This is a genomic window from Rhizobium sp. 18055 (assembly GCF_902706285.1).
Taxonomy (GTDB): domain Bacteria; phylum Pseudomonadota; class Alphaproteobacteria; order Rhizobiales; family Rhizobiaceae; genus Rhizobium.
This window is the reverse complement of sequence record NZ_CACSKD010000019.1, coordinates 26,231-48,727: the sequence shown is the minus strand read 5'-3', so window position 1 is coordinate 48,727 and position 22,497 is coordinate 26,231. Positions and strand designations below refer to the sequence as shown.

The following is a 22,497-nucleotide window of genomic DNA, read 5'->3' as shown; positions in this document are numbered from 1 at the left end:
CTCTGTGGCGCAAAGAAGGACAAAACCATGGCTTCCAAGATAGATGTAACGACGCTTGCCGATCTCCTGAGGCGTGCGGCGAAGGCAGAGATTTTGCCGCGATTCCGCCGGCTCGGCAGTGACGATGTGCGCGCCAAGAGTGAGGCAACCGATCTGGTGACCGAAGCGGATCTGCAAGCCGAGCGGATGATCAAGGCCGAGGTTGCAACGCTTTGGCCGGATGCGCTGTTCATCGGCGAAGAATCGGTAGCCGCCGACCCGGCGCTGCTCGACAAGCTCGAGGGTTCCGAGCTTTCGATCATCGTCGATCCAGTCGATGGCACCTTCAATTTCGCATCGGGTATTCCAGCCTTCGGCGTCATGGCCTCGGTCGTCGCCAATGGCGAGACGATGGCCGGTATCATCTACGATCCGATGGGCGATGATTGGGTGATGGCAGAGAAGGGCGCGGGCGCATGGCTGAAGCGGCCGAGCGGCGAGGCGGAGCGGCTGTCGGTGGCAAAGCCGGTGGCGCTTGACGAGATGGTCGGCATGGCCTCGACAGGCTTCCTGGCGAAGGACAAGCGGGTAGAGGTGCTTGCCAACCTCGCCAAGGTTCGCTTCATCTGCAACTACCGTTGCGCCGCGCACGAACATCGCGCCTTTGCCGGCGGCCATGTCCATTACCTGATGTACAATAAGCTGATGCCCTGGGATCACCTCGGCGGCACGCTGATCTGCGTCGAGGCTGGCGGCCACGCGGCGCGCTTCGATGGCTCACCCTACCTGCCGCACCACGTCGATGGCGGATTGCTGATCGCGCCCGACAAGGAGAGCTGGGAACTGCTGAGGCGCGAGGTGTTTACGGTCTGAGCCATTTGAAAGCCCGCCGAGTTCATCAACGCGGCGGGCTTGTTTATCAGAAGTGTCCGGCACCTGGATCGAGCTCGGGATCGTCGCCCGGGTGGGTGAAGAGCTTGCCGCCTTCGGCCCAGAGAGTGGCGATGATGCTGACCAGGCCGAACAGCGCAAAGCCGCCGAACAGTGGCTGTACCGTGCCGTTGAACAACTGGCCGACGGCGCCGCCGAGAATGGCGCCGAAGGTGGTGGAGACGAAGCCGGTGATCGAGGTGGCGGTGCCGGCGAGATTGCCCATCGGCTCCAGGCTGATGGCCGTGAAGTTGGTGGCGATGACGGCGAACATCATCAGGAGGATGGTGAAGAGCACGTATGCGAAGGCGAAATCGGGCTTGCCGCCCAGCGCCTTGAAGAAGCCGATGGCCGAGACGATGGTGAACAGGATCATCGCCACGTGCGAGATGCGGCGCATGCCGAACTTGCGGACGAAAAAGCCGTTGGCGAAGTTGGCAATGGCGATGCCGCCGGCGGTCGCCGCAAAGGCGATCGGCAGCCAGTCGCCGAGGCCGTAGACCTCACCGAAGACCTGCTGGACGGAGATCACATAGGCGCTGATGACAGCCGTGAACATGGTCAGGCCGATCATGTAGCCGCAGGTGATCTTGTTGGTCAGAACGGTCTTGAAGCCGGAGGCGACGTTACCGAAAGAAAGCGGAATGCGCTCTTCCTTCGGCAGCGATTCCTTGAGGCGAAGCGCTGCCCAGACGAAGAGAATGGCACCGACGATGCCAAGCAGGATGAAGATCCAGTGCCAGTTGGCATAGGTGATGATCAGCTGGCCGACGGACGGTGCAATGATCGGAACGATCATGAAGACGATCATGACATAAGACATGACACGGGCCATTTCGCGACCGCCGAAGCAGTCGCGGACGATCGCCATGGTGGTGATGCGGACAGCCGCACCGCCGAGGCCCTGGACGAAGCGCATGACCAGCAGCATCTCGAAGCTGCCGGTGGCAGCGGCTGCGAACATGGCCAGCACGTAGACAGCAAGGCCGCCGAGCAGGATGTTGCGGCGTCCGAAGGTGTCGGAGAGGCTGCCGAAGACGATCTGCGACACGCCGAAGCCGAGGAAGAAGACGGCGATGACCAACTGCGTATCATTGCCGTTGACGACGCCGAGCGATTGGCCGATCGCGGGCAGCGATGGCAGCATGCTGTCGATTGCCATCGCGACGCTTGCCGTCATGATGGCGATGGTGACGACGAATTCGAGGAAGCCCATGCCGATACGGCTTGACCCCTGGTTTTCGGTGTGCGGCTTATGTGGCGGCGTCATAGTCGTGTCCTGAAATGTGAGATCGTCTCAATCGGTCAAGCGTCTGCTCAAACTGCCGGGTTGTGCGGCTGAAACAGGCGCCCCTTTTCGGCAATCAGCACGAAGACCAGCCCGATGATCGATACGGTGAAATAGCCGGCAACCATCGGCAGCGCCGTTCCGTTGAAGGCCTGGCCAATGCCGGCGCCGATCAACGCACCGCCGACCGTGCTCATGAAACCGAGCACAGAGGACGCGGTTCCGGCTACGTGACCGAGCGGCTCCATGGCGAGCGAGTTGAAGTTCGAACCGATCCAGCCGAACTGGAACATCGCCAGACCGAAGAAGCCGATGAAGAACGGGAAGGGCATCGGGTGCGGGCCGAACACCAGCGCAATGAGCCAGATGGTGTTGATGGCGATGAAACCGAGCAGGGCACCATGCGACAGGCGACGCATGCCGAACTTGCCGACCAGACGCGAATTCAGGAAGGACGACATCGACATGAAGACGGCCACGCCGGCAAAGGCGAAGGGGAAGTATACGCCGAGATCGTAGATGCCGACATAGATCTGCTGCGCCGAGTTGATGAAGCCGAACAGCGAGCCGAAGATGAAGGTGCTGGCGATCGTGTAGCAAAGCGCGATGCGGTTGGTCAGGACCAGCTTGAAACCGCCGAGAATGGACGTGGCGGTGAACGGCCGGACGTTTTCCGGGCGCAAGGTTTCAGGCAGGCGGATATAGGCCCATCCGGCAATGATCGCAGCCATCACGGCAATGAACACGAAGATCAGGTGCCAGCTGCCGAACAGCATGATGATCTGGCCGCTGCCGGGCGCAATGACCGGCACGATCATGAACACCATCATGATCAGCGACATGACTTCCGCCATCTGGCGTCCGCCGTAGACATCACGAACGATGGAGATGGTGATGACGCGGGTGGCTGCAGAGCCGAGGCCCTGGACGAAACGCAGGATCAGCAGGCCCTCGAAGGTTGGCACCAGCGCGCTGCCAAGTGCCGAACATATGTAGATGCCGATGCCGATGAGCAGCGGTATGCGCCGGCCGAAGCGGTCGGACAGTGGACCGTAAAAGAGCTGGGCCATGCCGAAGCCGAGGAGATAGGTCGAAACGACGAACTGGCGGTGGTTTTCGCTTTCGACGTTGAGGCTGGCGCCAATCTGCTGCAGTGCTGGCAGCATGATATCGATGGCAAGCGAGTTGATCGCCATCAGGAAGGCGGCCAGCGCAATGAACTCACCCTTGCCCATGGGCACTCGGCCCGCGTGCGCAGCTTGTGATGAATCTGTCACAATCTAATTCCCAAAAACAGGCCAAGGCGCTGTTCAACACAGCGCCTCGGACTCAAAATACAGAGATGGAAACCGGGCGGACGCCCGGTGACCGGTCAGGTCAAGCGGCGCCGCGAACGGTTACGCCGTTTTCCTGCAGGTGCTGCTGCAACTCACCAGCCTGGAACATTTCCTTGATGATGTCGCAGCCGCCGATGAATTCACCCTTCACGTAGAGCTGGGGAATGGTCGGCCAATTCGAATAATCCTTGATGCCCTGGCGGATTTCGGAATCAGCGAGCACGTTGACGCTCTTGTAGTCGACACCGACGTAATCGAGAATCTGCACGACCTGGCCGGAGAACCCACACTGTGGAAACTGCGGCGTGCCCTTCATGAAGAGGACGACGTCGTTGGTCTTGATTTCGTTGTCGATGAATTCGTTGATACCGCTCATGGGACCTAATCCTTTCAACAGGCGAGTTAAAGGCCCGCCGTTTCAATCGTTAAGCTTAGATAGCATGTGACGAATGGAATTCCAGCAGGTGGGTTCAAAAAAAGGCAGGTCGCTGGTCGCGATGCCTGTTGTTGTTGCTTATCCGTTACGGATGAGACGGGCTTGCTTGTTTGCATGCGGTAAAAGCGTTGCAAAACTGGCTTGCCGAATCGTGTCGCACAGGTCCGGCCAAGAAAAATGCCCGGCTGAAAGGCCGGGCATATTGTGTCGCGATCACTCCGGCGCGGACGTTTGCAGCGCGAGTGCATGCAGGACGCCGCCCATGTTGCCCTTCAGAGCGTCGTAGACCATCTTGTGCTGCTGCACGCGGGTCTTGCCGCGGAAAGCTTCCGCGACGACTTCGGCAGCGTAGTGGTCACCATCGCCGGCCAGGTCGCGGATGACGACCTTGGCACCTGGGATGCCAGCCTTGATCATGTCTTCGATGTCACCGGGTTTCATAGCCATGATCGATTACTCCTTGCGCATCATTCGGCGGCCGCGAGCGTGCCGCGGCCTTCCATGAAATCAGGGAACCATGATTCATGGGCGTGGCGCAATTGCTGAATCGGCAGTGCCAGCAGATCATCGATGACCAGGCTTTCGCCCTCTACGGTGCCGAGACGGCGGAACGGAATGCCGGCACCTTCGGCATTGGCGCACACGAACGACGCAACGTCGGCGGGTACGGTGATCACGTAACGTGCCTGGTCTTCGCCGAACAGCAGCGCATGGGCCGGACCCTTGCCTTCGCCGAGATCGATCTTCAGGCCCTTGCCCGAGGACATCACCATTTCGGCGAGTGCCAGAGCAAGACCGCCCGACGAGATGTCGTGGCAGGCGGTTGCCTGGCCGTTGCGGATCACCGAGCGCACGAAGTCGCCGTTGCGGCGTTCGGCAAACAGATCGACTTCAGGGGCCGGGCCATCGGAAGAGCCGAGGATGTCGCGAAGATAGATCGACGAACCGAGATGGCTGCCGTCGGTGCCGATCATGATGACCTTGTCGCCATTGGCAGCACTGCCGATACGCGCCATCTTCTTCCAGTCGCCGAGCAGGCCGACGCCGGCGATGGTCGGGGTGGGCAGGATGGCGACGCCGTTGGTCTCGTTATAAAGCGAGACGTTGCCGGAGACGATCGGGAAATCAAGTGCACGGCAGGCTTCGCCGATGCCCTTCACGGCCTGCACCAGCTGGCCCATGATCTCGGGCTTCTCTGGATTGCCGAAGTTGAGGTTGTCGGTGGCGGCCAGCGGCTCGGCGCCTGTCGCGGTGATGTTGCGCCAGCATTCGGCCACAGCCTGCTTGCCACCTTCGAACGGATCGGCCTCGACATAGCGTGGCGTCACGTCGGACGAGAAGGCCAGCGCCTTGGTCGGGTGGGTTTCGACGCGAACGACGCCGGCGTCGCCGCCGGGCAGCTGCAAGGAGTTGCCCTGGATCAGCGTATCATACTGTTCGTAGACCCAGCGACGGCTTGATTCGTTCGGCGAGCCGACCAGCTTGAGCAGCGTCTGGCCGTAGTTTTCAGGCGCAGCAACGAGGTTGGCCGGCAGCGGTGCGCGCTTGTCGGCTTCGCGCCAGGGGCGGTCATACTCCGGTGCCTGGTCGCCGAGATCCTTGATGGGCAGGTTGGCGACTTCGACGCCTTGATGCACGCAACGGAAGCGCAGATCGTCGGTGGTCTTGCCGACGATTGCAAAATCGAGGCCCCACTTGACGAAGATTGCCTTGGCGACGGCTTCCTTGGCCGGTTCGAGGACCATGAGCATGCGCTCCTGGCTTTCGGACAGCATCATTTCATAGGCGGTCATCTCGTCTTCGCGCACAGGCACGGTGTCGAGGTCGAGCAGGATGCCGAGGTCGCCCTTGGCGCCCATTTCGACAGCAGAGCAGGTGAGGCCGGCAGCACCCATGTCCTGGATGGCGATGACGGCACCGGTCTGCATCAGCTCGAGGCAGGCTTCGAGCAGGCACTTTTCGGTGAAGGGGTCGCCGACCTGCACGGTCGGGCGCTTTTCTTCGATCGATCCGTCGAATTCCGCAGAGGCCATGGTCGCACCACCGACGCCGTCGCGACCGGTCTTGGCGCCGAGATAGACGACGGGAAGGCCGACGCCCTTGGCTTCGGAGAGGAAGATGCCGTCGGACTTGGCGAGACCTGCAGCAAAGGCGTTGACCAGGATGTTGCCGTTGTAGCGGGCGTCGAACTCGACTTCGCCGCCAACAGTCGGGACACCGAAGGAGTTGCCGTAGCCGCCGACGCCGGAGACGACGCCGGAAACGAGGTGGCGGGTCTTCGGGTGATCAGGGGCGCCGAAGCGCAGGGCGTTCATTGCGGCGATCGGGCGCGCACCCATGGTGAAGACGTCGCGCAGGATGCCGCCAACGCCTGTGGCAGCGCCCTGATAGGGCTCGATGTAGGACGGGTGGTTGTGGCTTTCCATCTTGAAGACGACAACGTCACCATCATCGATATCGACGACACCGGCATTTTCACCGGGGCCCTGGATGACGCGGGCGCCGGTGGTCGGCAGGGTGCGGAGCCATTTCTTCGAGGACTTGTAGGAGCAGTGCTCGTTCCACATGGCCGAGAAGATACCGAGTTCGGTAAATGTCGGCTCACGGCCGATCAGATCCAGTATCCGCTGGTATTCGTCCGGCTTCAGGCCGTGGGAGGCGATCAATTCTGGAGTGATCGGGCGGGTGTTGGAAATGGTCATGAGCTCTGCGAAGTCCCTGCCGTTGCGCGATTTCGGTGTCTTTAGCCTAAGTGAATGAAACGCGCGACAGGAAAATGCCCGCTGTTCACAGAGAGCGGGCATTCGACGATCATATAAGCAAAGCTAGAACTTGTAGCCGAGCTGGATGCCCGCACGGGTCATGCCGCTGTTCGGGCCGTCGCAGAGGTTGGCATGCGAGGAATGGGCGACTTGCGCCATGACATTCCAATGCTGATCGAAGCGGTAGCCGGCGCCGACATATTCATGAAACAGGAAACGACAGCCGAGCTCCGGCCCTTCATCGGTGTAGCCGAGATTGCCATTGTGCCAGACGCCGCCGAAGCCGGCTTCGGCGAAAATCTTCTCGTTGAAATTCACCGTCCAGGCAAAGCCGCCGAATATCTGCGTTGCTTCGCCAGAGGTGCCGATCGACGTGCCGATATTCAGCCGGGGCCGGGCAAGTTGCTGTTTCCAGTCCGTGGCGGCATCGTGGTCGAACGGATCGAAGAATACCGTCACCTCAGGAAAGACACCGTCTTCCTTGCTATGGCCACTCTGAATGGAGGCTGATGCGCCGAAGCGCAATTCATCGAAGATTTTGTCATCTGCATGGGCTGCGGTCGGCAGGAGCGATGCGTTTGAAATTACTGCCGCGATGATGGCACCGCGATACACAGATGCCGATTTCATAATGTTCATTGCCATGCGCTGCCCTTGGTAACGGCACAAATCACCGTTCGCTTATCAAGGGGTAGCATTCAATTTGAGTCGGTAAAGCAAACTGTTGTTCAAAACGTCAGAATTTAGAGACTGCTGCCAATCTGCAACAATCTCAGATCTCGCCGTCGTATCCGGCCCCGCCGCTTTCAAGCAGACGTCGCAAGGTCATCAGACCTGCAACGAGTTCGTCGCGGCTTTTTGGCGACGAGAAGGAGACCCGCACGCGGTGGTAGACCTTGTCGGTGCGGGCCGCCTTGAACTCGTCCTCGTCGTCGATCAGCACGCCATCCCTGAAGGCAGCGTTCTTGAACGTGCCTGAGAGCCACGGGTCGGGCAGCTTCAACCAGAGGAAGGGCACGTGCGGATGCGAGATGAAGTCGAAGCCCTGGAGCGTTTCACGCGCCAGGCGTTCGCGGCTGGCAAGTTCGGTGATGCTGGTCTCGCGGATCTCATGGGCCTGGCCACTCTCGACCAGACGGGCGCAGGTTTCCGCAAGGATGAAAGGCAGCCCGCCGGTGATCATCTTGTGAGTCACCTTGATACGTTGCGCAAAATGCGGCGGGCAGGCGACCCAGCCGCCGCGAATACCAGCGGCAACCGATTTCGACAGGCCGCTGATCAGGAAGGTGCGATCGGGGGCGAGCGAGGCGAGCAGCGGGTTTTCGTCGCCGGTCATACCGCCGTAGAGATCGTCCTCGATCAACCAGACGCCGTGGCGCCGTGCGATTTCGGCGACCCTGGCCCGGCGCTCGTGCGGCATGGTGGCCAGTGTCGGATTATGGGCCGTCGGCATCAGGAAGGCGAGTTTCGGGTGCTGCTGCTGGCAAAGCCGCTCGAAATCATCCGGGATGATGCCATCCTCATCCGAATCGACGGTGATCGTCCGGCGCCCAAGGATGCGGGCGCTGCGGCTGACCTGCGTGTAACTGAGATTCTCGAAAACGATCTTGTCGCCCGGCGACGATATCGCCGATATCACCGCGATGGCGGCCGCATGCGCGCCAAGCGTCGGCACGATGTTTTCGGCATCTGGCGCCCAGCCGTTGCGTGAAAGCCAGCGACGACCGGCCTGATACCAGTTTGCCGGAAAGACGCGCGAATAGGACGATATTTCCGAAAGGTGCTGTTCGCCGATATCGGCAAGGACCTGTCCGATCACCTTGCCCTGGCCGAGATCGGGCGCTGCCGTGGTGTCGAAGCGGATCTTGTTGGCGGGTGCATCGATTGTCCTGGTCCCGCCCAGGGCAATTGTCAGCGGGTCCGGTTGATTGCCGGGTGCGGTCTCGGCGCGATCCAGCACGTAGGTGCCGCGCCCGACTTCACCGGCGACAAGACCGCGTTCATGCACCAGCGCATAGGCGCGGCCGATTGTGCCGATTGTCACGCCGATGTCGTAAGCCAGATTGCGCTGCGGCGGCAGCTTGCTCCCAGCCGGTAATGCGCCGCTCGATATCGCGGTTTCGATATCATCGGCGAGACGGAGATAAACCGGGCCGGAGCCGCGCGTGAGATCAGGGAGCCAATTTGTCATGATGACAATTTTCTAGATTGTCACCCTTTGTCTGTCAAGACTATCAGGGAAATGCACACAATCAGCGATTGGATAGAGACGTGTCTGCCGTACCAGAAATCAGAGAAGACAATGCATTTCACCAGCTGACGGAGCAATTCCGGATTGCCTCAAAGCCGGCGGCGCGGTTGAGCACAATGAAGCGTCTTGGTCAGCTTTGGACAATGTTGATGATCTGGCAGCAGAAGCGCGCAGGTCGACGTGCGCTCCGCGATCTGACGGATAATGAACTGCTCGACATCGGCGTCAGCCGTGCCGAGGCCGGCAAGGAAATCGCCAAGTCGTTCTTCTGGGATTGAAGCGCAGGCAGGCAAAGAGCGGCTTAGCTGCAGCTCTTGTTGCCGCCGGCCCAGCGGATCACGTCCTGAGCGATGCGCGGCTTTGCGGGCGTGTCCATCATCGGACCGAAGGCGTCGAGCTTGGACGGATTGCCCTCGGCCTGGACGACCAGCAGCGGCCGGCTTTCCGGGCTGCCCTTGTGGACGACCAGAATGCGCGGGCGGCCGGAGAATGAGTTGAGCTCCGGTGCCAGCTTGTAGGCGGCAAACGTCGCATCGCCCGACTTGAACCAGCAATTGCTGGCAGCCACCGCGACGCGTTCCATGGTCGAGAGCGCGCTACGATCCTGCGTCGGGGCAGGCGTCTTCGATTGGCACGAGGCGGCCAGTGCCGCGGTAGCGGCAATGGCGAGAACATGTGTCAGGGACAGGCGAGGGCGCATCGATCTTGCTCCGGTGGACCAGATGAATGGCCTCTTACGCGTCTAAGGTTAAGCAGCGATTACGTCGAGCGCCGAAGCGAACAAGGCGCGGCCGTCGGAACCGCCGTGCGCGGCCTCGATGAGGTTCTCCGGATGTGGCATCATGCCGAGCACATTGCCGCCTTCGTTCATGACCGCAGCAATGTCGTTCATCGAGCCGTTCGGGTTTGTGCCCTCGGCGTAGCGGAACACCACCTGGCCGTTGCCCTCGATCTTTGCCAGCGTCTCTGTGTCGGCGAAATAGTTGCCGTCGTGATGGGCGATCGGGCAGCGGATGATCTGGCCTTTGGCATATGCCTTGGTGAAATCGGTCTCGGCGTTGACGACTTCGAGCTTGATCTCGCGGCAGACGAACTTCAGCGATGCATTGCGCATCAGCGCGCCCGGCAGAAGACCGGCTTCGACGAGGATCTGGAAGCCGTTGCAGACGCCCAGAACCTTCACGCCCTTGTTGGCCTTCTCGATGATCGCCTGCATGACGGGCATGCGAGCAGCGATCGCACCACAGCGCAGATAATCTCCGTAGGAGAAACCACCCGGGATGACGATCAGATCGACATCGGGAATATCGGTCTCCGTCTGCCAGATCGTCACCGGTGCCTGACCGGAGATCTTGGTGAGAGCAGCGATCATGTCACGATCGCGGTTAAGACCCGGAAGTTGAACGACGGCGGATTTCATGGGTGTGGTTCAAACCTTGCTTGTGCTTCTGCGAGTTCTCGAAGTTCGAGACGGTTTTCGATGCGTTCGAGGCGCTCGTCGATTTGGTGGATAAGCATATAAAGATTGCTGATATCGCCCTGGTGGGCGAGGAGCAGCAATCGTATCGAATTAACCTCATTTCGCAGATCGCGTGCCGCGGTATCTGCCTTGTCTGCGCGCTGGTGAAAGCGACGCAAGAGTTCGTGAATGAGCTCCTGCGTAATCTCAGCCAACGATGACCTCAAGCGCCTCAAGACGGTTACCAAAAAACTTCCTTTTCAGGAGCTCCGTCTTGGACCGCTCGTCTGCGAGCTCGCGGTTCATTTCCTTCATGAAGGAAACGATGTCCTGAAGCCCTTCCAGATTTTCTTCTAGCTTCTGATCGAGCTTTAGAAGATCGTCATAAAGTATCTGATTTGTCACCTCAGTCATCGGACAGTCTCCGCAACCGCTAGTCGAGAGAAATAGTATAATTCTCGATCACGGTATTTGCGAGGAGTTTTTCGCACATGGCCTTGATGTCACCTTCGGCCTTGGCCTTGTCGGTGCCTTCAATCTCGACGTCGAACACCTTGCCCTGGCGGACATGGCCGACACCTTCGAAGCCGAGGGCGCCGAGCGCGCCTTCGATTGCCTTGCCCTGCGGATCGAGAACGCCGTTTTTCAGCGTGACGGTTACACGAGCCTTGATCACTTTGTCTTCCCTGTCTTCTTAGCGAATGTCTTATTGGCCGAATATGTTACTTGACGAGCACCGGGCCGGTGCCGCGCACAGGCTCGTTCTCGTTGATGATGCCGAGGCGGCGCGCCACTTCCGAGTAGGCTTCGAGAAGCCCGCCGAGGTCGCGACGGAACCGGTCCTTGTCCATCTTCTCCTGGGTGTCGATGTCCCAGAGACGGCAGCTATCCGGCGAGATCTCGTCGGCCAGCACGATGCGCATCATGTCGCCTTCATAAAGGCGACCGCATTCGATCTTGAAATCGACGAGCTGGATGCCGACGCCGAGGAACAGGCCGGTCATGAAATCGTTGACGCGGATCGCCAGCGCCATGATGTCGTCGAGTTCTGCGGGGTTGGCCCAGCCGAAAGCGGTGATGTGCTCTTCTGAAACCATCGGGTCTTCGAGCGCGTCGGACTTGTAATAGAATTCGATGATCGAGCGCGGCAGGACCACGCCTTCGTCGATGCCCAGGCGCTTCGACAGCGAGCCGGCAGCGACGTTGCGCACGACGATCTCAAGCGGGATCATCTCGACTTCGCGGATCAACTGCTCGCGCATGTTGAGGCGGCGGATGAAGTGCGTCGGGATGCCGATCTTGTTCAGATGGTTGAAGATGAACTCGCAGATGCGGTTGTTCAGAACGCCCTTGCCATCAATGACTTCGTGCTTCTTCTTGTTGAAGGCGGTGGCATCGTCCTTGAAGAACTGGATCAGCGTGCCTGGCTCGGGTCCCTCATACAGAATCTTGGCCTTGCCCTCGTAAATACGGCGGCGACGGTTCATTGCGATTATTCTCTTGTCGTTGGCGCTCTTGGGATTAGCGCGAGTGGATCGATCTCGTGGCGTCCCCTTAAAGGAAAAGCGAGGGTTTCACAATCCGCCTGTCACTCCTTCCCCGGATTCCGGTCTCCGGATGGCCGCTAAGAGAATCGAAGGTTCTGAAGGGTCAGTTTACAGCGTTTTGAGCATTCGCGAAACGACCGGTCGTTGCTGCCCGCGTTTTGCAATGATTTATTTGGACGCCGATGCCTTGGCCGGCTTGCCCGAGATTGGGTGATGGCCCTGGGTCGCTGGAGCAACCTGGCGCCAGCTGGCGGCCCGCACGAAAGCCGGGATCTGCATGGCCGGCATGGGGCGGGCGAGCGCATAGCCCTGCAACACGTCGCATCCGAGATCACGGAGAATCCGGGCGTGTTCCATGGTTTCGACGCCTTCGGCTGTCACCATGATGCTGAGTGAGCGTCCGATATCGATGATCGAGCGCACCAGCTTGCGCTGCTCGGCTGATGTCGGCAGCATGCGGATCAGTTCGCGATCGATCTTCAATGTCTTGGGGCTGAGCCTCAGCAGGCTGACGATCGACGCGTGTCCGGTGCCGAAGTCGTCGATCTCGATATCGATGCCCAGCCGCCGGAATTGCCGTAGATTGGCAATGGCGGCGTCGTCGCAATCGTCGAGCGAAATCGATTCCAGCAGCTCGAAGGCGATCGTGCCGGGTACGATCTTCAGTGCCCGCAGTTTCTTGCCGAGGTTCGGATCATCCAGTCTCCGGGAGGAGACATTGACGGCGATCTTCGGAATGACGATACCTTCGCTCTCCCACTTGGCGCGATCGATCAGCGCCTGCTCGAGGATGACGCCGTCGATCGTGGCGACGACGTTGATGTCCTCGGCGATTGCCAGAAACCGATCCGGCGTCAGCAGGCCGTGTTCACGATGCTGCCAGCGGGCGAGGGTTTCTACGCCGGTGATATCGAGCGTGCGCGCATCGAACTGGGGTTGATAGAAGGGAACGAACTCGTTGCGCTCCAGGCCGATCAGGATATCATCGGCCAAGCGCTTGCTGGCGATCACCTGGCGGCGCGCGTCCTTGGAAAAGAATTCATGGCGGTTGCGGCCGCCGCTCTTGGCGCGGTAGAGCGCGATATCGGCATTGAGCAGAAGCTGCTTCCCATCGAGCATCGGGCCGCTGTCGGTGGCGATGCCGACGCTGGCTCCGAAGCGGCAATCATGATGCTCGAAGCGTATCGGTCGGCCAAGCTCACGAACGATCCGCTCGGCAAGGTTGGCTATCTTTTTCGGCGTGATCTCCACAGTGCAAAGCACAACGAATTCGTCGCCGCCGATACGGGCGACGAAATCGCCGGGCCGGACGTTTTCGGTCAGCACCGTTGCAGCATGCTTCAGCATGGCGTCACCGGCGCGGTGGCCCAGTGTGTCGTTGATCTGCTTGAACCGGTCCAGGTCGATATGCAGGACAGCGAGGGACTGGTCGGCATTGCGGGACTTCGCGGAATATTCCTCGAGTTTGCGATCGAGATAGCGTCGGTTCGGCAGCCCGGTCAGGAAATCGTGCAATGCCAGGTGTTCGATGCTTTCCTTGGCGGCTTCAAGCTCGATGTTGCGGGCTTCGGCGAGATCCTTCGCCCGTTGAAGCTCCGCATTCAGCATCACCTCTTCGGTGACGTCCCAGTTCGCACCGATCAGCTTGCGGTGGCCATTGCCGTCGATAAAGAAAGCCGCCTTGGCGCGAATGACACGTTCGGCGCCATCGCCGCGGATGATCCGGAATTCGTGGTGGAAACCGGTTTGTCGCGCGATATTCTCCGCCACCGTGGCATTGACCCGGTCGCGATCGTCAGGATGGAGAGCCTCGGTCCACACATCGGCAATGGCGGCCCGCACGGTATCCTTTATTCCATAGATGGTGAGCAGGCGCGCATCCCACTCGACGGTTCCCGCATCAAGGTCGGATTCGAACACGCCGATGCCTGAGATATCGAGCGCAAGGTCGAGACGCCGGGACATATGTGCAAGGCGTTCCTCCGCCTCCTTGCGTGCGGTAATATCGGTGTCTGTGCCGACGAGCCTCAACGGAACGCCGTCCGCGTCCCATTCGACGCAGGCGCCGCGGCACTCGATCCAGATCCAGTGACCGTTCTTGTGGCGCTCGCGATACTCGAAGATCTGGTAATTCTGATCGCCGGCGTTCTGGCGATCGATCGCCTTGCCCACGAACTCCCGATCGTCAGGATGGATCAGTGCAATCCAGGCGTCGTAGTCGCCATCTGCCTCTTCGTCGGGTGCCATGCCGCGCATGGCTTTCCAGGTGTCGGAGTAAAACCGGGTGCCAAGGCGCAGATTATGGTCCCATACCCCAAGGCCGGAACCGACGAGCGCGTAGTTCCAGCGGCTTTCGCGCTCGACAAGGCCTGCTGCCTGTCCATCGATAGTGTCAGCGGAAACGATTGACGCGCCACCGCTGCTCGAACCGGATGTTTGCTCAGGCTTCTTCTGGTCCAATGCTCGCACTCGCTCGTCTGGCGTGTATCAGTGTGCTTTTATTGGATTAAATAGACCTTAATATCAGAGCAAAGGTGCCGGTCTGTCCAGTTCTCTCGCGGATGTCATTTGCCATGCGGTCCCGACAACGGCAAAATAAAGCGCTCAGGCATTTTTCCGCCCTATATAAGCGGCGTGGAGGAAAAGCCATGGCTCAGGATTGGCCGATGTTCATCATGCAATGCATCGTTCTCGCAGGCTTGGCGAGCGTGTTCTTGGTGCGCGGGGAGGGCGATTAGCGCGGCGACATTGGCCGTGGCCAGGGCCGGCCGAAAACTATGGCTTCAGGCGGCTTATAAACTGCGCAAACACCATCGTACCTTCCGGCCAGGGACCGTGGCCGGAATCCGCGTTGATGTGGCCGGACTCTCCCGCATCGACCAACAGCGATCCCCAACTTGCGGCGATGTCGTCAGCATGCTCGTAGGTGCCGAACGGATCATTGCGGCTGGCGACGGTAACGGTCGGAAACGGCAGCGGATCGCGTGGGTAAGGCCCGAATGTCATCAAATGCTTCGGACGGATATCGGGGTTGGCAACATCCGGCGGCGCCACCAGAAAGGCGCCGGCGATCGTGTTGCGAAACTGCGGGATTGCATGAAGCACCGAGGGAACGCCGAGCGAGTGCGCAACCAGCACCACCGGGCGCGTCGATTTGTTGACCTCTTCGGCAATTCTTGCGGCCCAGTCATCGCGCACGGGCTTGGACCACTCGGCCTGCTCGACGCGGCGCGCGGTGCTGAGTTTCGCCTCCCATCGGCTCTGCCAGTGGTCGGGACCGGAATTGGTGTAACCGGGGATAATGAGGATATCGGCGTCTGAAGCTTTCATGGTGCCGCCGATGTGAGAAAGCTTGATCGCAATGTCAAGGGAAAGCAGGACAGAACTGCCGATTTTTGTTATGGTTGACGTACTGCCGGTCGCGTTCGATGTCGGCGTCGCCGATGCTATCGCCGCTGGCCTGACTGGCTGAGGAGGAGAAAGCCATGACGGCATTTCACGTCATGTCCGGTGCGAGCGATGTCTATTCGCGTCCGGTCATCAACAGAATTGGCATTTCCGATGTGTTCGACGCGCTGCGGCTCGGCATGACCGACTTCAGGGAAAAGCCGTCGCATTACGTGTTCCTCTGTCTGATGTATCCGATCGCGGGTATCGTCCTTGCCGTTGCTACATCGAGCGCGAACCTGCTGCCGATCATCTTTCCGCTTGTATCCGGGTTTGCCCTGCTGGGGCCGCTCGCGGCAATCGGCCTCTACGAGATCAGCCGGCGCCGCGAGACCGGCCTGGATACGTCGTGGACCCATGCGCTCGGGGTCACCCGGTCGCCATCATTTCCATCGATCGTCACCGGTGGCCTGATGTTGTTCGCATTTTTCGTGGTCTGGCTGGTGGCAGCGCAAACGCTTTACATGAACGTGTTCGGCGAGGTGTTTCCGCTTACGATTTCGGACTTTACCTCCGAGGTGTTCGGCACGTCTCAGGGTATGCAATTGATCCTGTGGGGCAACCTGCTGGGGTTCGGCTTCGCGATCATCGTGCTGGCGACGACGGTCGTCACCTTTCCGATCCTGCTTGACCGGGATATCGGTCTGGTTGCCGCCATGGAGACATCGCTGCGGGCGACAATTGCCAATCCGGTGCCGGTGTTTTTCTGGGGGCTGATCGTTGCGGTATCGCTTGCGGTGGCGACGGTCCCGCTTTTCATCGGACTTGCCCTTGCCATTCCGATCCTCGGCCACTCGACCTGGCATCTCTATCGGAAGCTGGTTGCGCCACCAATCGTCTGATGCGTTACGTTGAACACGGAACACAATGCCTTTCTCAGAGTTTGACTGGTGCGAGCTTTGAGGGAGGCAATCATGGCTGACGCGCAGCACATCTTCACCCGTTTTGCGACCAAGGCGTCTGAGTGGGCGGGAAAACCCGCTGCGTTCGTCGCTGCGTTCGTGCTTGTTGTCGTCTGGGCTCTGACCGGCCCGGTGTTCGATTATTCAGAGACGTGGCAGCTGGTGATCAACACCGGCACCACGATCATCACCTTCCTCATGGTGTTCGTGCTCCAGAACGCCCAGACGCGCGACACCCGCGCCATCCAGGCCAAACTCGACGAACTGATCCTTACGAGCCATGCCGAGAACCGCTTCATCGGCATCGAAAATCTGGATGAGGAGGATCTCAAGCGTCTTGATCGGCTGGTTGCCAAGGCGGCGAGCGGTGGCCGCGAGGCCAAGAAGGCGGCGGCTGAGGCTGCGCCGAAGTCAACGAAGACGGCGACGGCCGTCCGCAAGAATATCGGCGCGGCAAAGGCGCCGAAAGACAAACGAAAAACGGCGCCTCGAAAGGCGCCGTCGAAGAGTTGATCGCAACCGATCAGGCCCAAGTCAAGGCCAAGTCAGGCGTTGCCGAACACCCGCTTGAAGATGGTGTCGACGTGCTTGGTGTGGTAGCCGAGGTCGAACTTCTCACGGATGTCCTCTTCCGACAATGCTGCGCGCACTTCGGCATCGGCCAGCAGTTCGGTGAGGAAGTCGGCACCCTTTTCCCAGACCTTCATGGCATTGCGCTGCACCAGACGGTAGCTGTCCTCGCGCGAAACGCCGACCTGCGTCAGCGCCAGCAGGACACGCTGGCTCATGATCAGGCCCTTGAACTGGTTCATGTTTCTCAACATGTTCTCGGGATAGATCACCAGCTTCTCGATGACGCCTGCCAGACGATTGAGGGCGAAGTCCAGCGTGATCGTCGTATCTGGACCGATGGTCCTTTCGACGCTCGAATGGCTGATGTCGCGCTCGTGCCAGAGAGCCACGTTCTCCATGGCGGGCACAACCGACATGCGCACCAGACGGGCAAGGCCCGTCAGGTTTTCGGTCAGCACCGGGTTGCGCTTGTGCGGCATGGCCGACGAGCCCTTCTGGCCGGGCGAGAAGAACTCTTCGGCTTCCAGGACTTCGGTGCGCTGCATGTGGCGGATTTCGATCGCGACGTTTTCGATCGACGAGGCGATGACGCCGAGCGTGGCGAAGAACATCGCGTGACGGTCGCGCGGGATGACCTGGGTCGAGATCGGTTCGGCGGCAAGGCCGAGCTGCTCGCAGACATATTCCTCGACATGCGGATCGATGTTGGCAAACGTGCCGACAGCACCCGAGATCGCGCCGGTGGCGATTTCGGCGCGGGCCGCGATCAGACGGTCACGGTTGCGGTTCATCTCGGCATAGAAGCGGGCGAAGGTCAGGCCCATCGTCGTCGGCTCGGCGTGGATGCCGTGGCTGCGGCCGATGCGGACGGTATCCTTGTGTTCGAAGGCGCGGGTCTTCAGCGCGGTAAGAACGCGGTCCATGTCGGCGAGCAGAAGGTCGGCGGCGCGCACCAGCTGGATGTTGAAGGTGGTGTCGAGCACATCAGAGGAGGTCATGCCCTGGTGTACGAACCGGCTGTCCGGACCGATGAATTCTGCGAGGTGCGTCAGGAAGGCGATGACGTCATGCTTGGTGACGGCTTCGATCTCATCGATGCGGGCGACGTTGAATTCCGCAGCCGAACCCTTTTCCCAGATGGTCTTGGCGGATTCCTGCGGAATGACGCCGAGATTGGCGAGCGCGGTGCAGGCATGGGCCTCGATCTCGAACCAGATGCGGAACTTGGTTTCGGGCGACCAGATGGCAACCATTTCGGGTCGGGAGTAGCGCGGGATCATGGCTTCCTGCTTTCGTTCTAAAAGGAATGTTGGCGCCCGTGTAGCAAAGACGCGCGGCAATCTCAACGCATGCGTTTGGCAAGTACAAAACTCGTGGCCAGCAGGCAGAGGAAACCGAGCGGAAAGAACAGCGGCAAACCGAGCACGGCGAACTGATAGACCGAGCTTGCACCGGTGAAGACGAGCTGGAAAAACCAGGTCAGCGAGCCGGTCGAAGCATGCCAGCGCGAATAGAAGATCCGGTAGTCCATCGCAAACAGAAATGCCGTCATCAGGATAGTGCAGGCCGATAGCGATACGAAGAAGGCGGCAAATCGCGTCTCGATCGCTCGCCGATGTGCGAGGAAACGCCCGAGCAGCAGGATGAAGGGCCAGGCAAGCAGACCGCCGCCGAAGTAGAGGATGGCGAGATCACCGATGTGGCTGGTCTGCATGCCGTTGCGGAGATAGACGGCCGCCATTGCCGAGACCAGCATCAGGGCGCCCCACAATAGCGCACCGATGATGAGATCGGGGTAGGGCGGATACGCCGCCTTCAGCCGTTCGCCCATCAGCGATGCGCGGTTGTCGGCATTACTTGGACTGGCCTTCGGCGGCAGTGCGGAGTGCTGTTATCGCCGACGTGTAGGCTTCGACCGAACCGCCCTTGAAGATTGCCGAGCCGGCGACCAGAACGTTTGCCCCTGCCTTGCCGATCATCGCTGCCGTCTCGATCGTCACGCCGCCATCGACTTCGAGATCGATCGGTCGGTCACCGATCAGCGACTTGGCGGCGGCGATCTTGTCGGCCATGGCGGGAATGAACTTCTGTCCACCAAAGCCCGGATTGACCGACATGATCAGCATCAGGTCGATATCATCCAGCACGTTTTCGAAAACGGACAGTGGCGTTGCCGGATTGAGGGTGACGCCGACCTTCTTGCCGAGATGGCGGACGGTCTGCAGCGAGCGGTGCAGATGCGGGCCGGCTTCGGCGTGGATGGTGATGCGGTCGCAGCCGGCCTTGGCGAAGGCTTCCAGATAATCATCGACGGGAGCGATCATCAGGTGGCAATCGAAGGTGGCGTCGGTGTAGGAGCGCAGCGACTTGATGACGTCGGGGCCGAAGGAAATGTTCGGGACGAAGTGACCATCCATGACATCGAGGTGGATCCAGTCGGCGCCGGCGGCGGTGACGTCGCGAACCTCCTGGCCAAGCTTGGCGAAGTCGGCGGCCAGCACTGATGGCGCGATGCGAATGGGCTGGGTCATTGTCTCTCTCCGTTGAAGGCGCCTGAAGCGTGCAGGCGTTATTGCGCCGGCTCGTCCGCGGGTACGAATGCCCCGGAGCGCCATTGCATCAGCTGGTATGGGTTGTCGGCCAGTTCATGGCCACCGTCGAAGGTGATCTTGCCAATCGCCGTGTCGAAGGGCATTCCGCCGAGGTGCTGGGCAACGGGCCTGTCGTCTGCCGCGGCGGCCTGCGCAGCCTTGATTGATATCTCGACGGCTGCATAGGCCGGCAGCACGTAACCTTCAGGTTCTATTGACGCGGCGCGCAGACCGGTTGAAGCAGAAGAGGCCTCGGCACGCGTGGTATACTCGGGAAGTGTCACCGCAAGCACGCCGTCAGCGAGCGCCAGAGGCTGATCTGCGGCGCGCATGGCATCACCGCCAAGCAGGACGAGCGGGATCTTCTCGCTCCTGGCATCGCGGGCGATGATGGCGACGTCGCTGCGATCACCACCGATGAAAACCTTGGTGGCGCCGGCTCTCTTTAGCCGACGAACAAGCGCGATCTGCTGGTCCTGGCCGGGACGATAGGTATCGGTAAAGACTGGCTTCAGCCCCTGGGCCTCGAGCGCGTTGCGCACAGCCTCCGTCAGTTCGCGGCCATGGATGGTTCCATCCTCGACGAGCGCGATCGGATCGGAGGCCCAGTCGCGCAGGATCACCTCGATGACTTTTGCCGCTTCGGCGCCGTCGGAGGGTGCCAGACGGAAGAGCGGCCAATTGTTCTTGAGCGCATCCTCCATCAGAATGCGCGAACGCACGGCGATGGTGATGGCGGGGATATTGGCATCCTTGAGCTTTGGCAATGCGCCGTCCAAGGTTTCGCTGCAGAGGAACCCGACCGCCACCTGCACCTTGGCGGCAATCAGCGCGTCGGCAACTGCGGCACCGGTATTTTCCTCACAGGGCTCGTTGACTGTGACGACGGTGTCGCCGTCCTGGCGGATCTTGGCCTCGGCACCTGCACGGATCTGCGCGCCGAGAGCGGCGAAGCTGCCCGCCTGCGGCGCGACGACGCCAATCGTCACGCCGGCTGCATGGCATTCTCCGGCTGCCAGAAGCAGCAGCGGTAGAAAACCCAAGCCACGCGAGATAGTCATGAAGGATGCACGCCCCTACTGTTTATCCTGCTCTTTTATCCGTCCGGCATGGATCGTCAAAGAAAAACGCACCGATCGGCCGCTTTTCGCCCGGAGTTTGTAGAAAAGGTAACTGATCACCTTCATAGTGAGACGAAATACGAGCCGGCTTTGTCGGATGGAGTTAAATCTTGTTGAGCAAGCAACCGATCGATCCGAGCCTTTACAGAGATGCGATGAGCCGCTTCGGCGGTCACGTCCAACTGGTGACGACGGCATTGGGTGAGCAGCGGCGTGGCGTGACGATTACGGCCGCTTGTTCGGTATCCGATAGCCCGGCCACCGTTCTGGTTTGCCTGAACAACAGCAATCCGAAAAATGAAATCTTCTTCCGAAGCGGCGTGTTCGCGCTGAATACGCTGGGGGCTCATCATCAGGCCCTGGCGGATGCCTTTTCCGGTCGGACGAAGGTGGAGAATGACGACCGTTTCGCAACCGGAAAATTCGACAAGCTGGTGACCGGTGCACCCGTGCTGCTTGATGCCCTGGCGTCCTTTGATTGCCGGGTGACTGAAATCAAGGAGATGACCACGCACCACGTCATTTTCGGCGAGGTCGTGGCTGTGCGCTTCGACGAGGCAAGGCCGGCGCTTCTCTATATGAACCGCGATTATCACACGCTGTAATGTGTGCGCGAACGAAAGACCTGCGGTGTCGGAGCCATGCCGCTGCGGCTACATCGCTTTCGTTGATCGTGGCGGTTCAGCAAGACGAAATTTCGAGACGGCGAAGGACAGTGCGTGATGGTGGGTTCTCTGGACGGCGATCCGCTGGCAACGGCAGAGGCGTGGAATGGGGCTGGCCGTGACGTGGCGATCGCCACGGTTGTCGAGACGTGGGGCTCGGCACCGCGACCGGTCGGTAGTCATCTGGTGATCGATGGCGACGGAAATTTCGAAGGGTCGGTTTCGGGCGGATGTGTCGAAGCCGCGGTGATCGCTGAAGCGCTCGACGTGATTGCCGGTGGCGAGGCGAAAATGCTGGAATTCGGCGTGGCCGACGAGACGGCCTGGCGGGTCGGGCTTTCCTGTGGTGGGCGGATTCGCGTTTATGTGGAGAGGCTCGGCTGATGGACACAGCAACTCTCAGCCGGCTCAACACTGCGCGTCGCAGTCGCAAGGCGGTGGCGCTTCTGACCGATCTGGATAACGGCGAGGGCATCGTGGTGCTCGAAGGGGATGGCGTTGCAGTTTCTCTGCAGCAGGACGTTGATGCCGCCTTTCGGTCCGGCAAATCCGGCGCCATCGATGCCGATGGTCGGCGCTATTTCATCAATGTGTACATGCCGCCGACGCAGATCGTCATCATTGGCGCTGTTCATATCAGCCAGGTGCTTGCGCCGATGGCGCGGCTGGCCGGCTTCGATATCAGGATCATCGATCCACGTACCGCCTTTGCGACGCCGGATCGGTTCGTCGGCACCGAGCTGGTTGCAGATTGGCCGGTGGATGTGCTGAAGGCACTGCCGCTGGATGCCTATACCGCGCTGGTGGCAGTGACACATGATCCGAAGATCGATGATTTTCCGCTCGCCGAGGCATTGCGGGTTGGATGTTTCTATGTCGGCGCCCTTGGCAGCCGCAAGACGCATGCGACACGGCTGGAACGGCTTGCCGGCCAAGGCATCGACCGCGCACAGCTGGAGACGATCCGTGCGCCGATCGGCCTTGCCATCGGTGCGGCAAATCCAGCAGAAATTGCCGCATCCATTCTGGCTGAAATCATCCAGGCACTGCGGTCTCGATCATTGTCGTCGGCGAAGGGTGACGCCGCTTCGTTTTGAGAGACGCGCGGCGACGAGATTGGGAGGCGGATATTCGCAGTCTGGTCGCGCTATGACTTGATCCCGGCTGCGGCGGCGAGAATGATAGCGTGGTTGATACGACAGGCACGGG

At 60.3% G+C, this 22,497-nt stretch carries 26 protein-coding genes; 7 read left to right on the top strand and 19 right to left on the bottom strand.

Annotated elements, in window-relative coordinates:
* The first annotated feature begins 27 nt into the window (after positions 1-27).
* Positions 28-852, top strand: a complete 825-nt coding sequence (locus GVL52_RS24595; protein WP_160011961.1) for an inositol monophosphatase family protein — start codon at positions 28-30, stop codon at positions 850-852.
* 46 nt (positions 853-898) lie between these two features.
* Here GVL52_RS24595 and GVL52_RS24590 read toward each other — a convergent pair whose 3' ends face one another.
* The 7 genes from GVL52_RS24590 to GVL52_RS24560 form a co-directional block, all read right to left on the bottom strand.
* On the bottom strand, positions 899-2,179 hold the full coding sequence (locus GVL52_RS24590; RefSeq protein WP_160011959.1) for a multidrug effflux MFS transporter: 1,281 nt from the start codon (positions 2,177-2,179) through the stop codon (positions 899-901).
* 47 nt (positions 2,180-2,226) lie between these two features.
* Entirely contained in the window at positions 2,227-3,432 is a 1,206-nt protein-coding gene (locus tag GVL52_RS24585; RefSeq protein ID WP_160011957.1) for a multidrug effflux MFS transporter, read from the bottom strand.
* A 142-nt stretch (positions 3,433-3,574) separates the two neighbouring features.
* Positions 3,575-3,910, bottom strand: coding sequence for a Grx4 family monothiol glutaredoxin (gene grxD / locus GVL52_RS24580; RefSeq protein ID WP_160011955.1), 336 nt, complete (start codon positions 3,908-3,910; stop codon positions 3,575-3,577).
* A gap of 273 nt (positions 3,911-4,183) precedes the next feature.
* Complete coding sequence (locus GVL52_RS24575; RefSeq protein ID WP_160011953.1) at positions 4,184-4,417, bottom strand: BolA/IbaG family iron-sulfur metabolism protein; 234 nt, start codon at positions 4,415-4,417, stop codon at positions 4,184-4,186.
* A gap of 20 nt (positions 4,418-4,437) precedes the next feature.
* Complete coding sequence (gene purL / locus GVL52_RS24570; protein ID WP_160011951.1) at positions 4,438-6,672, bottom strand: phosphoribosylformylglycinamidine synthase subunit PurL; 2,235 nt, start codon at positions 6,670-6,672, stop codon at positions 4,438-4,440.
* Positions 6,673-6,795: 123 nt separating this feature from the next.
* Positions 6,796-7,377, bottom strand: coding sequence for an acyloxyacyl hydrolase (locus tag GVL52_RS24565; RefSeq protein ID WP_244619270.1), 582 nt, complete (start codon positions 7,375-7,377; stop codon positions 6,796-6,798).
* 127 nt (positions 7,378-7,504) lie between these two features.
* Complete coding sequence (locus tag GVL52_RS24560; RefSeq protein WP_160011949.1) at positions 7,505-8,923, bottom strand: PLP-dependent aminotransferase family protein; 1,419 nt, start codon at positions 8,921-8,923, stop codon at positions 7,505-7,507.
* 209 nt (positions 8,924-9,132) lie between these two features.
* Between GVL52_RS24560 and GVL52_RS24555 the strand changes: the two genes are divergently transcribed.
* Positions 9,133-9,261 carry a DUF1127 domain-containing protein gene (locus GVL52_RS24555; protein WP_244619269.1) on the top strand — a complete coding sequence of 43 codons (129 nt, stop codon included), beginning with the start codon at positions 9,133-9,135 and terminating at the stop codon, positions 9,259-9,261.
* Positions 9,262-9,284: 23 nt separating this feature from the next.
* On the opposite strand, the gene GVL52_RS24550 is transcribed toward GVL52_RS24555, so the two are convergent.
* From GVL52_RS24550 to GVL52_RS24515, 8 genes are all read right to left on the bottom strand, one after another.
* Entirely contained in the window at positions 9,285-9,683 is a 399-nt protein-coding gene (locus tag GVL52_RS24550; protein ID WP_160011947.1) for a hypothetical protein, read from the bottom strand.
* A 48-nt stretch (positions 9,684-9,731) separates the two neighbouring features.
* Positions 9,732-10,403 carry a phosphoribosylformylglycinamidine synthase subunit PurQ gene (purQ, locus tag GVL52_RS24545; RefSeq protein ID WP_160011945.1) on the bottom strand — a complete coding sequence of 224 codons (672 nt, stop codon included), beginning with the start codon at positions 10,401-10,403 and terminating at the stop codon, positions 9,732-9,734.
* Entirely contained in the window at positions 10,400-10,657 is a 258-nt protein-coding gene (locus GVL52_RS24540; RefSeq protein WP_160011943.1) for a hypothetical protein, read from the bottom strand. The genes purQ and GVL52_RS24540 overlap by 4 nt, the downstream gene beginning before the upstream one ends.
* The gene (locus tag GVL52_RS24535) at positions 10,650-10,856 is read right to left on the bottom strand and encodes a hypothetical protein (RefSeq protein WP_160011941.1); all 207 of its coding nucleotides are present in this window, start codon (positions 10,854-10,856) and stop codon (positions 10,650-10,652) included. The genes GVL52_RS24540 and GVL52_RS24535 overlap by 8 nt, the downstream gene beginning before the upstream one ends.
* 19 nt (positions 10,857-10,875) lie before the next feature.
* Positions 10,876-11,118 (bottom strand): phosphoribosylformylglycinamidine synthase subunit PurS, encoded by a 243-nt coding sequence (gene purS, locus GVL52_RS24530; RefSeq protein ID WP_160011939.1) that lies wholly within the window; start codon positions 11,116-11,118, stop codon positions 10,876-10,878.
* Between the two features lie 46 nt (positions 11,119-11,164).
* The gene (gene purC, locus GVL52_RS24525; RefSeq protein WP_160011937.1) at positions 11,165-11,929 is read right to left on the bottom strand and encodes a phosphoribosylaminoimidazolesuccinocarboxamide synthase; all 765 of its coding nucleotides are present in this window, start codon (positions 11,927-11,929) and stop codon (positions 11,165-11,167) included.
* Between the two features lie 228 nt (positions 11,930-12,157).
* Positions 12,158-14,395: an EAL domain-containing protein gene (locus GVL52_RS24520; protein ID WP_244619271.1), complete on the bottom strand. Its 2,238-nt coding sequence runs from the start codon at positions 14,393-14,395 to the stop codon at positions 12,158-12,160.
* 369 nt (positions 14,396-14,764) lie between these two features.
* Positions 14,765-15,319: an alpha/beta hydrolase gene (locus tag GVL52_RS24515; RefSeq protein ID WP_160011933.1), complete on the bottom strand. Its 555-nt coding sequence runs from the start codon at positions 15,317-15,319 to the stop codon at positions 14,765-14,767.
* A gap of 155 nt (positions 15,320-15,474) precedes the next feature.
* Between GVL52_RS24515 and GVL52_RS24510 the strand changes: the two genes are divergently transcribed.
* Positions 15,475-16,278, top strand: a complete 804-nt coding sequence (locus GVL52_RS24510) for a DUF2189 domain-containing protein (protein ID WP_160011931.1) — start codon at positions 15,475-15,477, stop codon at positions 16,276-16,278.
* Positions 16,279-16,350: 72 nt separating this feature from the next.
* On the top strand, positions 16,351-16,851 hold the full coding sequence (locus GVL52_RS24505; RefSeq protein ID WP_160011929.1) for a low affinity iron permease family protein: 501 nt from the start codon (positions 16,351-16,353) through the stop codon (positions 16,849-16,851).
* A 32-nt stretch (positions 16,852-16,883) separates the two neighbouring features.
* Here the strand turns inward: GVL52_RS24505 and purB are convergent, their stop codons facing one another.
* From purB to GVL52_RS24485, 4 genes are all read right to left on the bottom strand, one after another.
* Positions 16,884-18,191 (bottom strand): adenylosuccinate lyase, encoded by a 1,308-nt coding sequence (purB, locus tag GVL52_RS24500; RefSeq protein ID WP_160011927.1) that lies wholly within the window; start codon positions 18,189-18,191, stop codon positions 16,884-16,886.
* A gap of 62 nt (positions 18,192-18,253) precedes the next feature.
* Positions 18,254-18,742: a hypothetical protein gene (locus GVL52_RS24495; RefSeq protein WP_200847891.1), complete on the bottom strand. Its 489-nt coding sequence runs from the start codon at positions 18,740-18,742 to the stop codon at positions 18,254-18,256.
* A 22-nt stretch (positions 18,743-18,764) separates the two neighbouring features.
* Positions 18,765-19,442, bottom strand: a complete 678-nt coding sequence (gene rpe, locus GVL52_RS24490; RefSeq protein ID WP_160011925.1) for a ribulose-phosphate 3-epimerase — start codon at positions 19,440-19,442, stop codon at positions 18,765-18,767.
* A gap of 38 nt (positions 19,443-19,480) precedes the next feature.
* Complete coding sequence (locus GVL52_RS24485; RefSeq protein WP_160011923.1) at positions 19,481-20,563, bottom strand: branched-chain amino acid ABC transporter substrate-binding protein; 1,083 nt, start codon at positions 20,561-20,563, stop codon at positions 19,481-19,483.
* A gap of 170 nt (positions 20,564-20,733) precedes the next feature.
* Here GVL52_RS24485 and GVL52_RS24480 point away from each other — a divergent pair, with 170 nt between their 5' ends.
* From GVL52_RS24480 to GVL52_RS24470, 3 genes are all read left to right on the top strand, one after another.
* Positions 20,734-21,228, top strand: coding sequence for a flavin reductase (locus GVL52_RS24480; RefSeq protein ID WP_160011921.1), 495 nt, complete (start codon positions 20,734-20,736; stop codon positions 21,226-21,228).
* A 117-nt stretch (positions 21,229-21,345) separates the two neighbouring features.
* Complete coding sequence (locus GVL52_RS24475; RefSeq protein ID WP_160011919.1) at positions 21,346-21,672, top strand: XdhC family protein; 327 nt, start codon at positions 21,346-21,348, stop codon at positions 21,670-21,672.
* Positions 21,672-22,385, top strand: a complete 714-nt coding sequence (locus tag GVL52_RS24470; protein ID WP_160011917.1) for an XdhC family protein — start codon at positions 21,672-21,674, stop codon at positions 22,383-22,385. Before GVL52_RS24475 ends, GVL52_RS24470 begins: the two co-directional genes overlap by 1 nt.
* Positions 22,386-22,497 lie beyond the last annotated feature (112 nt).

Bases quoted from the DNA above. Each gene is read 5' to 3' on its own strand.
- GVL52_RS24595 (WP_160011961.1), top strand. From the start codon at position 28: ATGGCTTCCAAGATAGATGTAACGACGCTTGCCGATCTCCTGAGGCGT.
- GVL52_RS24590 (WP_160011959.1), bottom strand. From the start codon at position 2,179: ATGACGCCGCCACATAAGCCGCACACCGAAAACCAGGGGTCAAGCCGT.
- GVL52_RS24585 (WP_160011957.1), bottom strand. From the start codon at position 3,432: ATGGGCAAGGGTGAGTTCATTGCGCTGGCCGCCTTCCTGATGGCGATC.
- grxD (WP_160011955.1), bottom strand. From the start codon at position 3,910: ATGAGCGGTATCAACGAATTCATCGACAACGAAATCAAGACCAACGAC.
- GVL52_RS24575 (WP_160011953.1), bottom strand. From the start codon at position 4,417: ATGGCTATGAAACCCGGTGACATCGAAGACATGATCAAGGCTGGCATC.
- purL (WP_160011951.1), bottom strand. From the start codon at position 6,672: ATGACCATTTCCAACACCCGCCCGATCACTCCAGAATTGATCGCCTCC.
- GVL52_RS24565 (WP_244619270.1), bottom strand. From the start codon at position 7,377: ATGGCAATGAACATTATGAAATCGGCATCTGTGTATCGCGGTGCCATC.
- GVL52_RS24560 (WP_160011949.1), bottom strand. From the start codon at position 8,923: ATGACAAATTGGCTCCCTGATCTCACGCGCGGCTCCGGCCCGGTTTAT.
- GVL52_RS24555 (WP_244619269.1), top strand. From the start codon at position 9,133: ATGATCTGGCAGCAGAAGCGCGCAGGTCGACGTGCGCTCCGCGATCTG.
- GVL52_RS24550 (WP_160011947.1), bottom strand. From the start codon at position 9,683: ATGCGCCCTCGCCTGTCCCTGACACATGTTCTCGCCATTGCCGCTACC.
- purQ (WP_160011945.1), bottom strand. From the start codon at position 10,403: ATGAAATCCGCCGTCGTTCAACTTCCGGGTCTTAACCGCGATCGTGAC.
- GVL52_RS24535 (WP_160011941.1), bottom strand. From the start codon at position 10,856: ATGACTGAGGTGACAAATCAGATACTTTATGACGATCTTCTAAAGCTC.
- purC (WP_160011937.1), bottom strand. From the start codon at position 11,929: ATGAACCGTCGCCGCCGTATTTACGAGGGCAAGGCCAAGATTCTGTAT.
- GVL52_RS24515 (WP_160011933.1), bottom strand. From the start codon at position 15,319: ATGAAAGCTTCAGACGCCGATATCCTCATTATCCCCGGTTACACCAAT.
- GVL52_RS24510 (WP_160011931.1), top strand. From the start codon at position 15,475: ATGACGGCATTTCACGTCATGTCCGGTGCGAGCGATGTCTATTCGCGT.
- GVL52_RS24505 (WP_160011929.1), top strand. From the start codon at position 16,351: ATGGCTGACGCGCAGCACATCTTCACCCGTTTTGCGACCAAGGCGTCT.
- purB (WP_160011927.1), bottom strand. From the start codon at position 18,191: ATGATCCCGCGCTACTCCCGACCCGAAATGGTTGCCATCTGGTCGCCC.
- GVL52_RS24495 (WP_200847891.1), bottom strand. From the start codon at position 18,742: ATGGGCGAACGGCTGAAGGCGGCGTATCCGCCCTACCCCGATCTCATC.
- rpe (WP_160011925.1), bottom strand. From the start codon at position 19,442: ATGACCCAGCCCATTCGCATCGCGCCATCAGTGCTGGCCGCCGACTTC.
- GVL52_RS24485 (WP_160011923.1), bottom strand. From the start codon at position 20,563: ATGACTATCTCGCGTGGCTTGGGTTTTCTACCGCTGCTGCTTCTGGCA.
- GVL52_RS24475 (WP_160011919.1), top strand. From the start codon at position 21,346: ATGGTGGGTTCTCTGGACGGCGATCCGCTGGCAACGGCAGAGGCGTGG.
- GVL52_RS24470 (WP_160011917.1), top strand. From the start codon at position 21,672: ATGGACACAGCAACTCTCAGCCGGCTCAACACTGCGCGTCGCAGTCGC.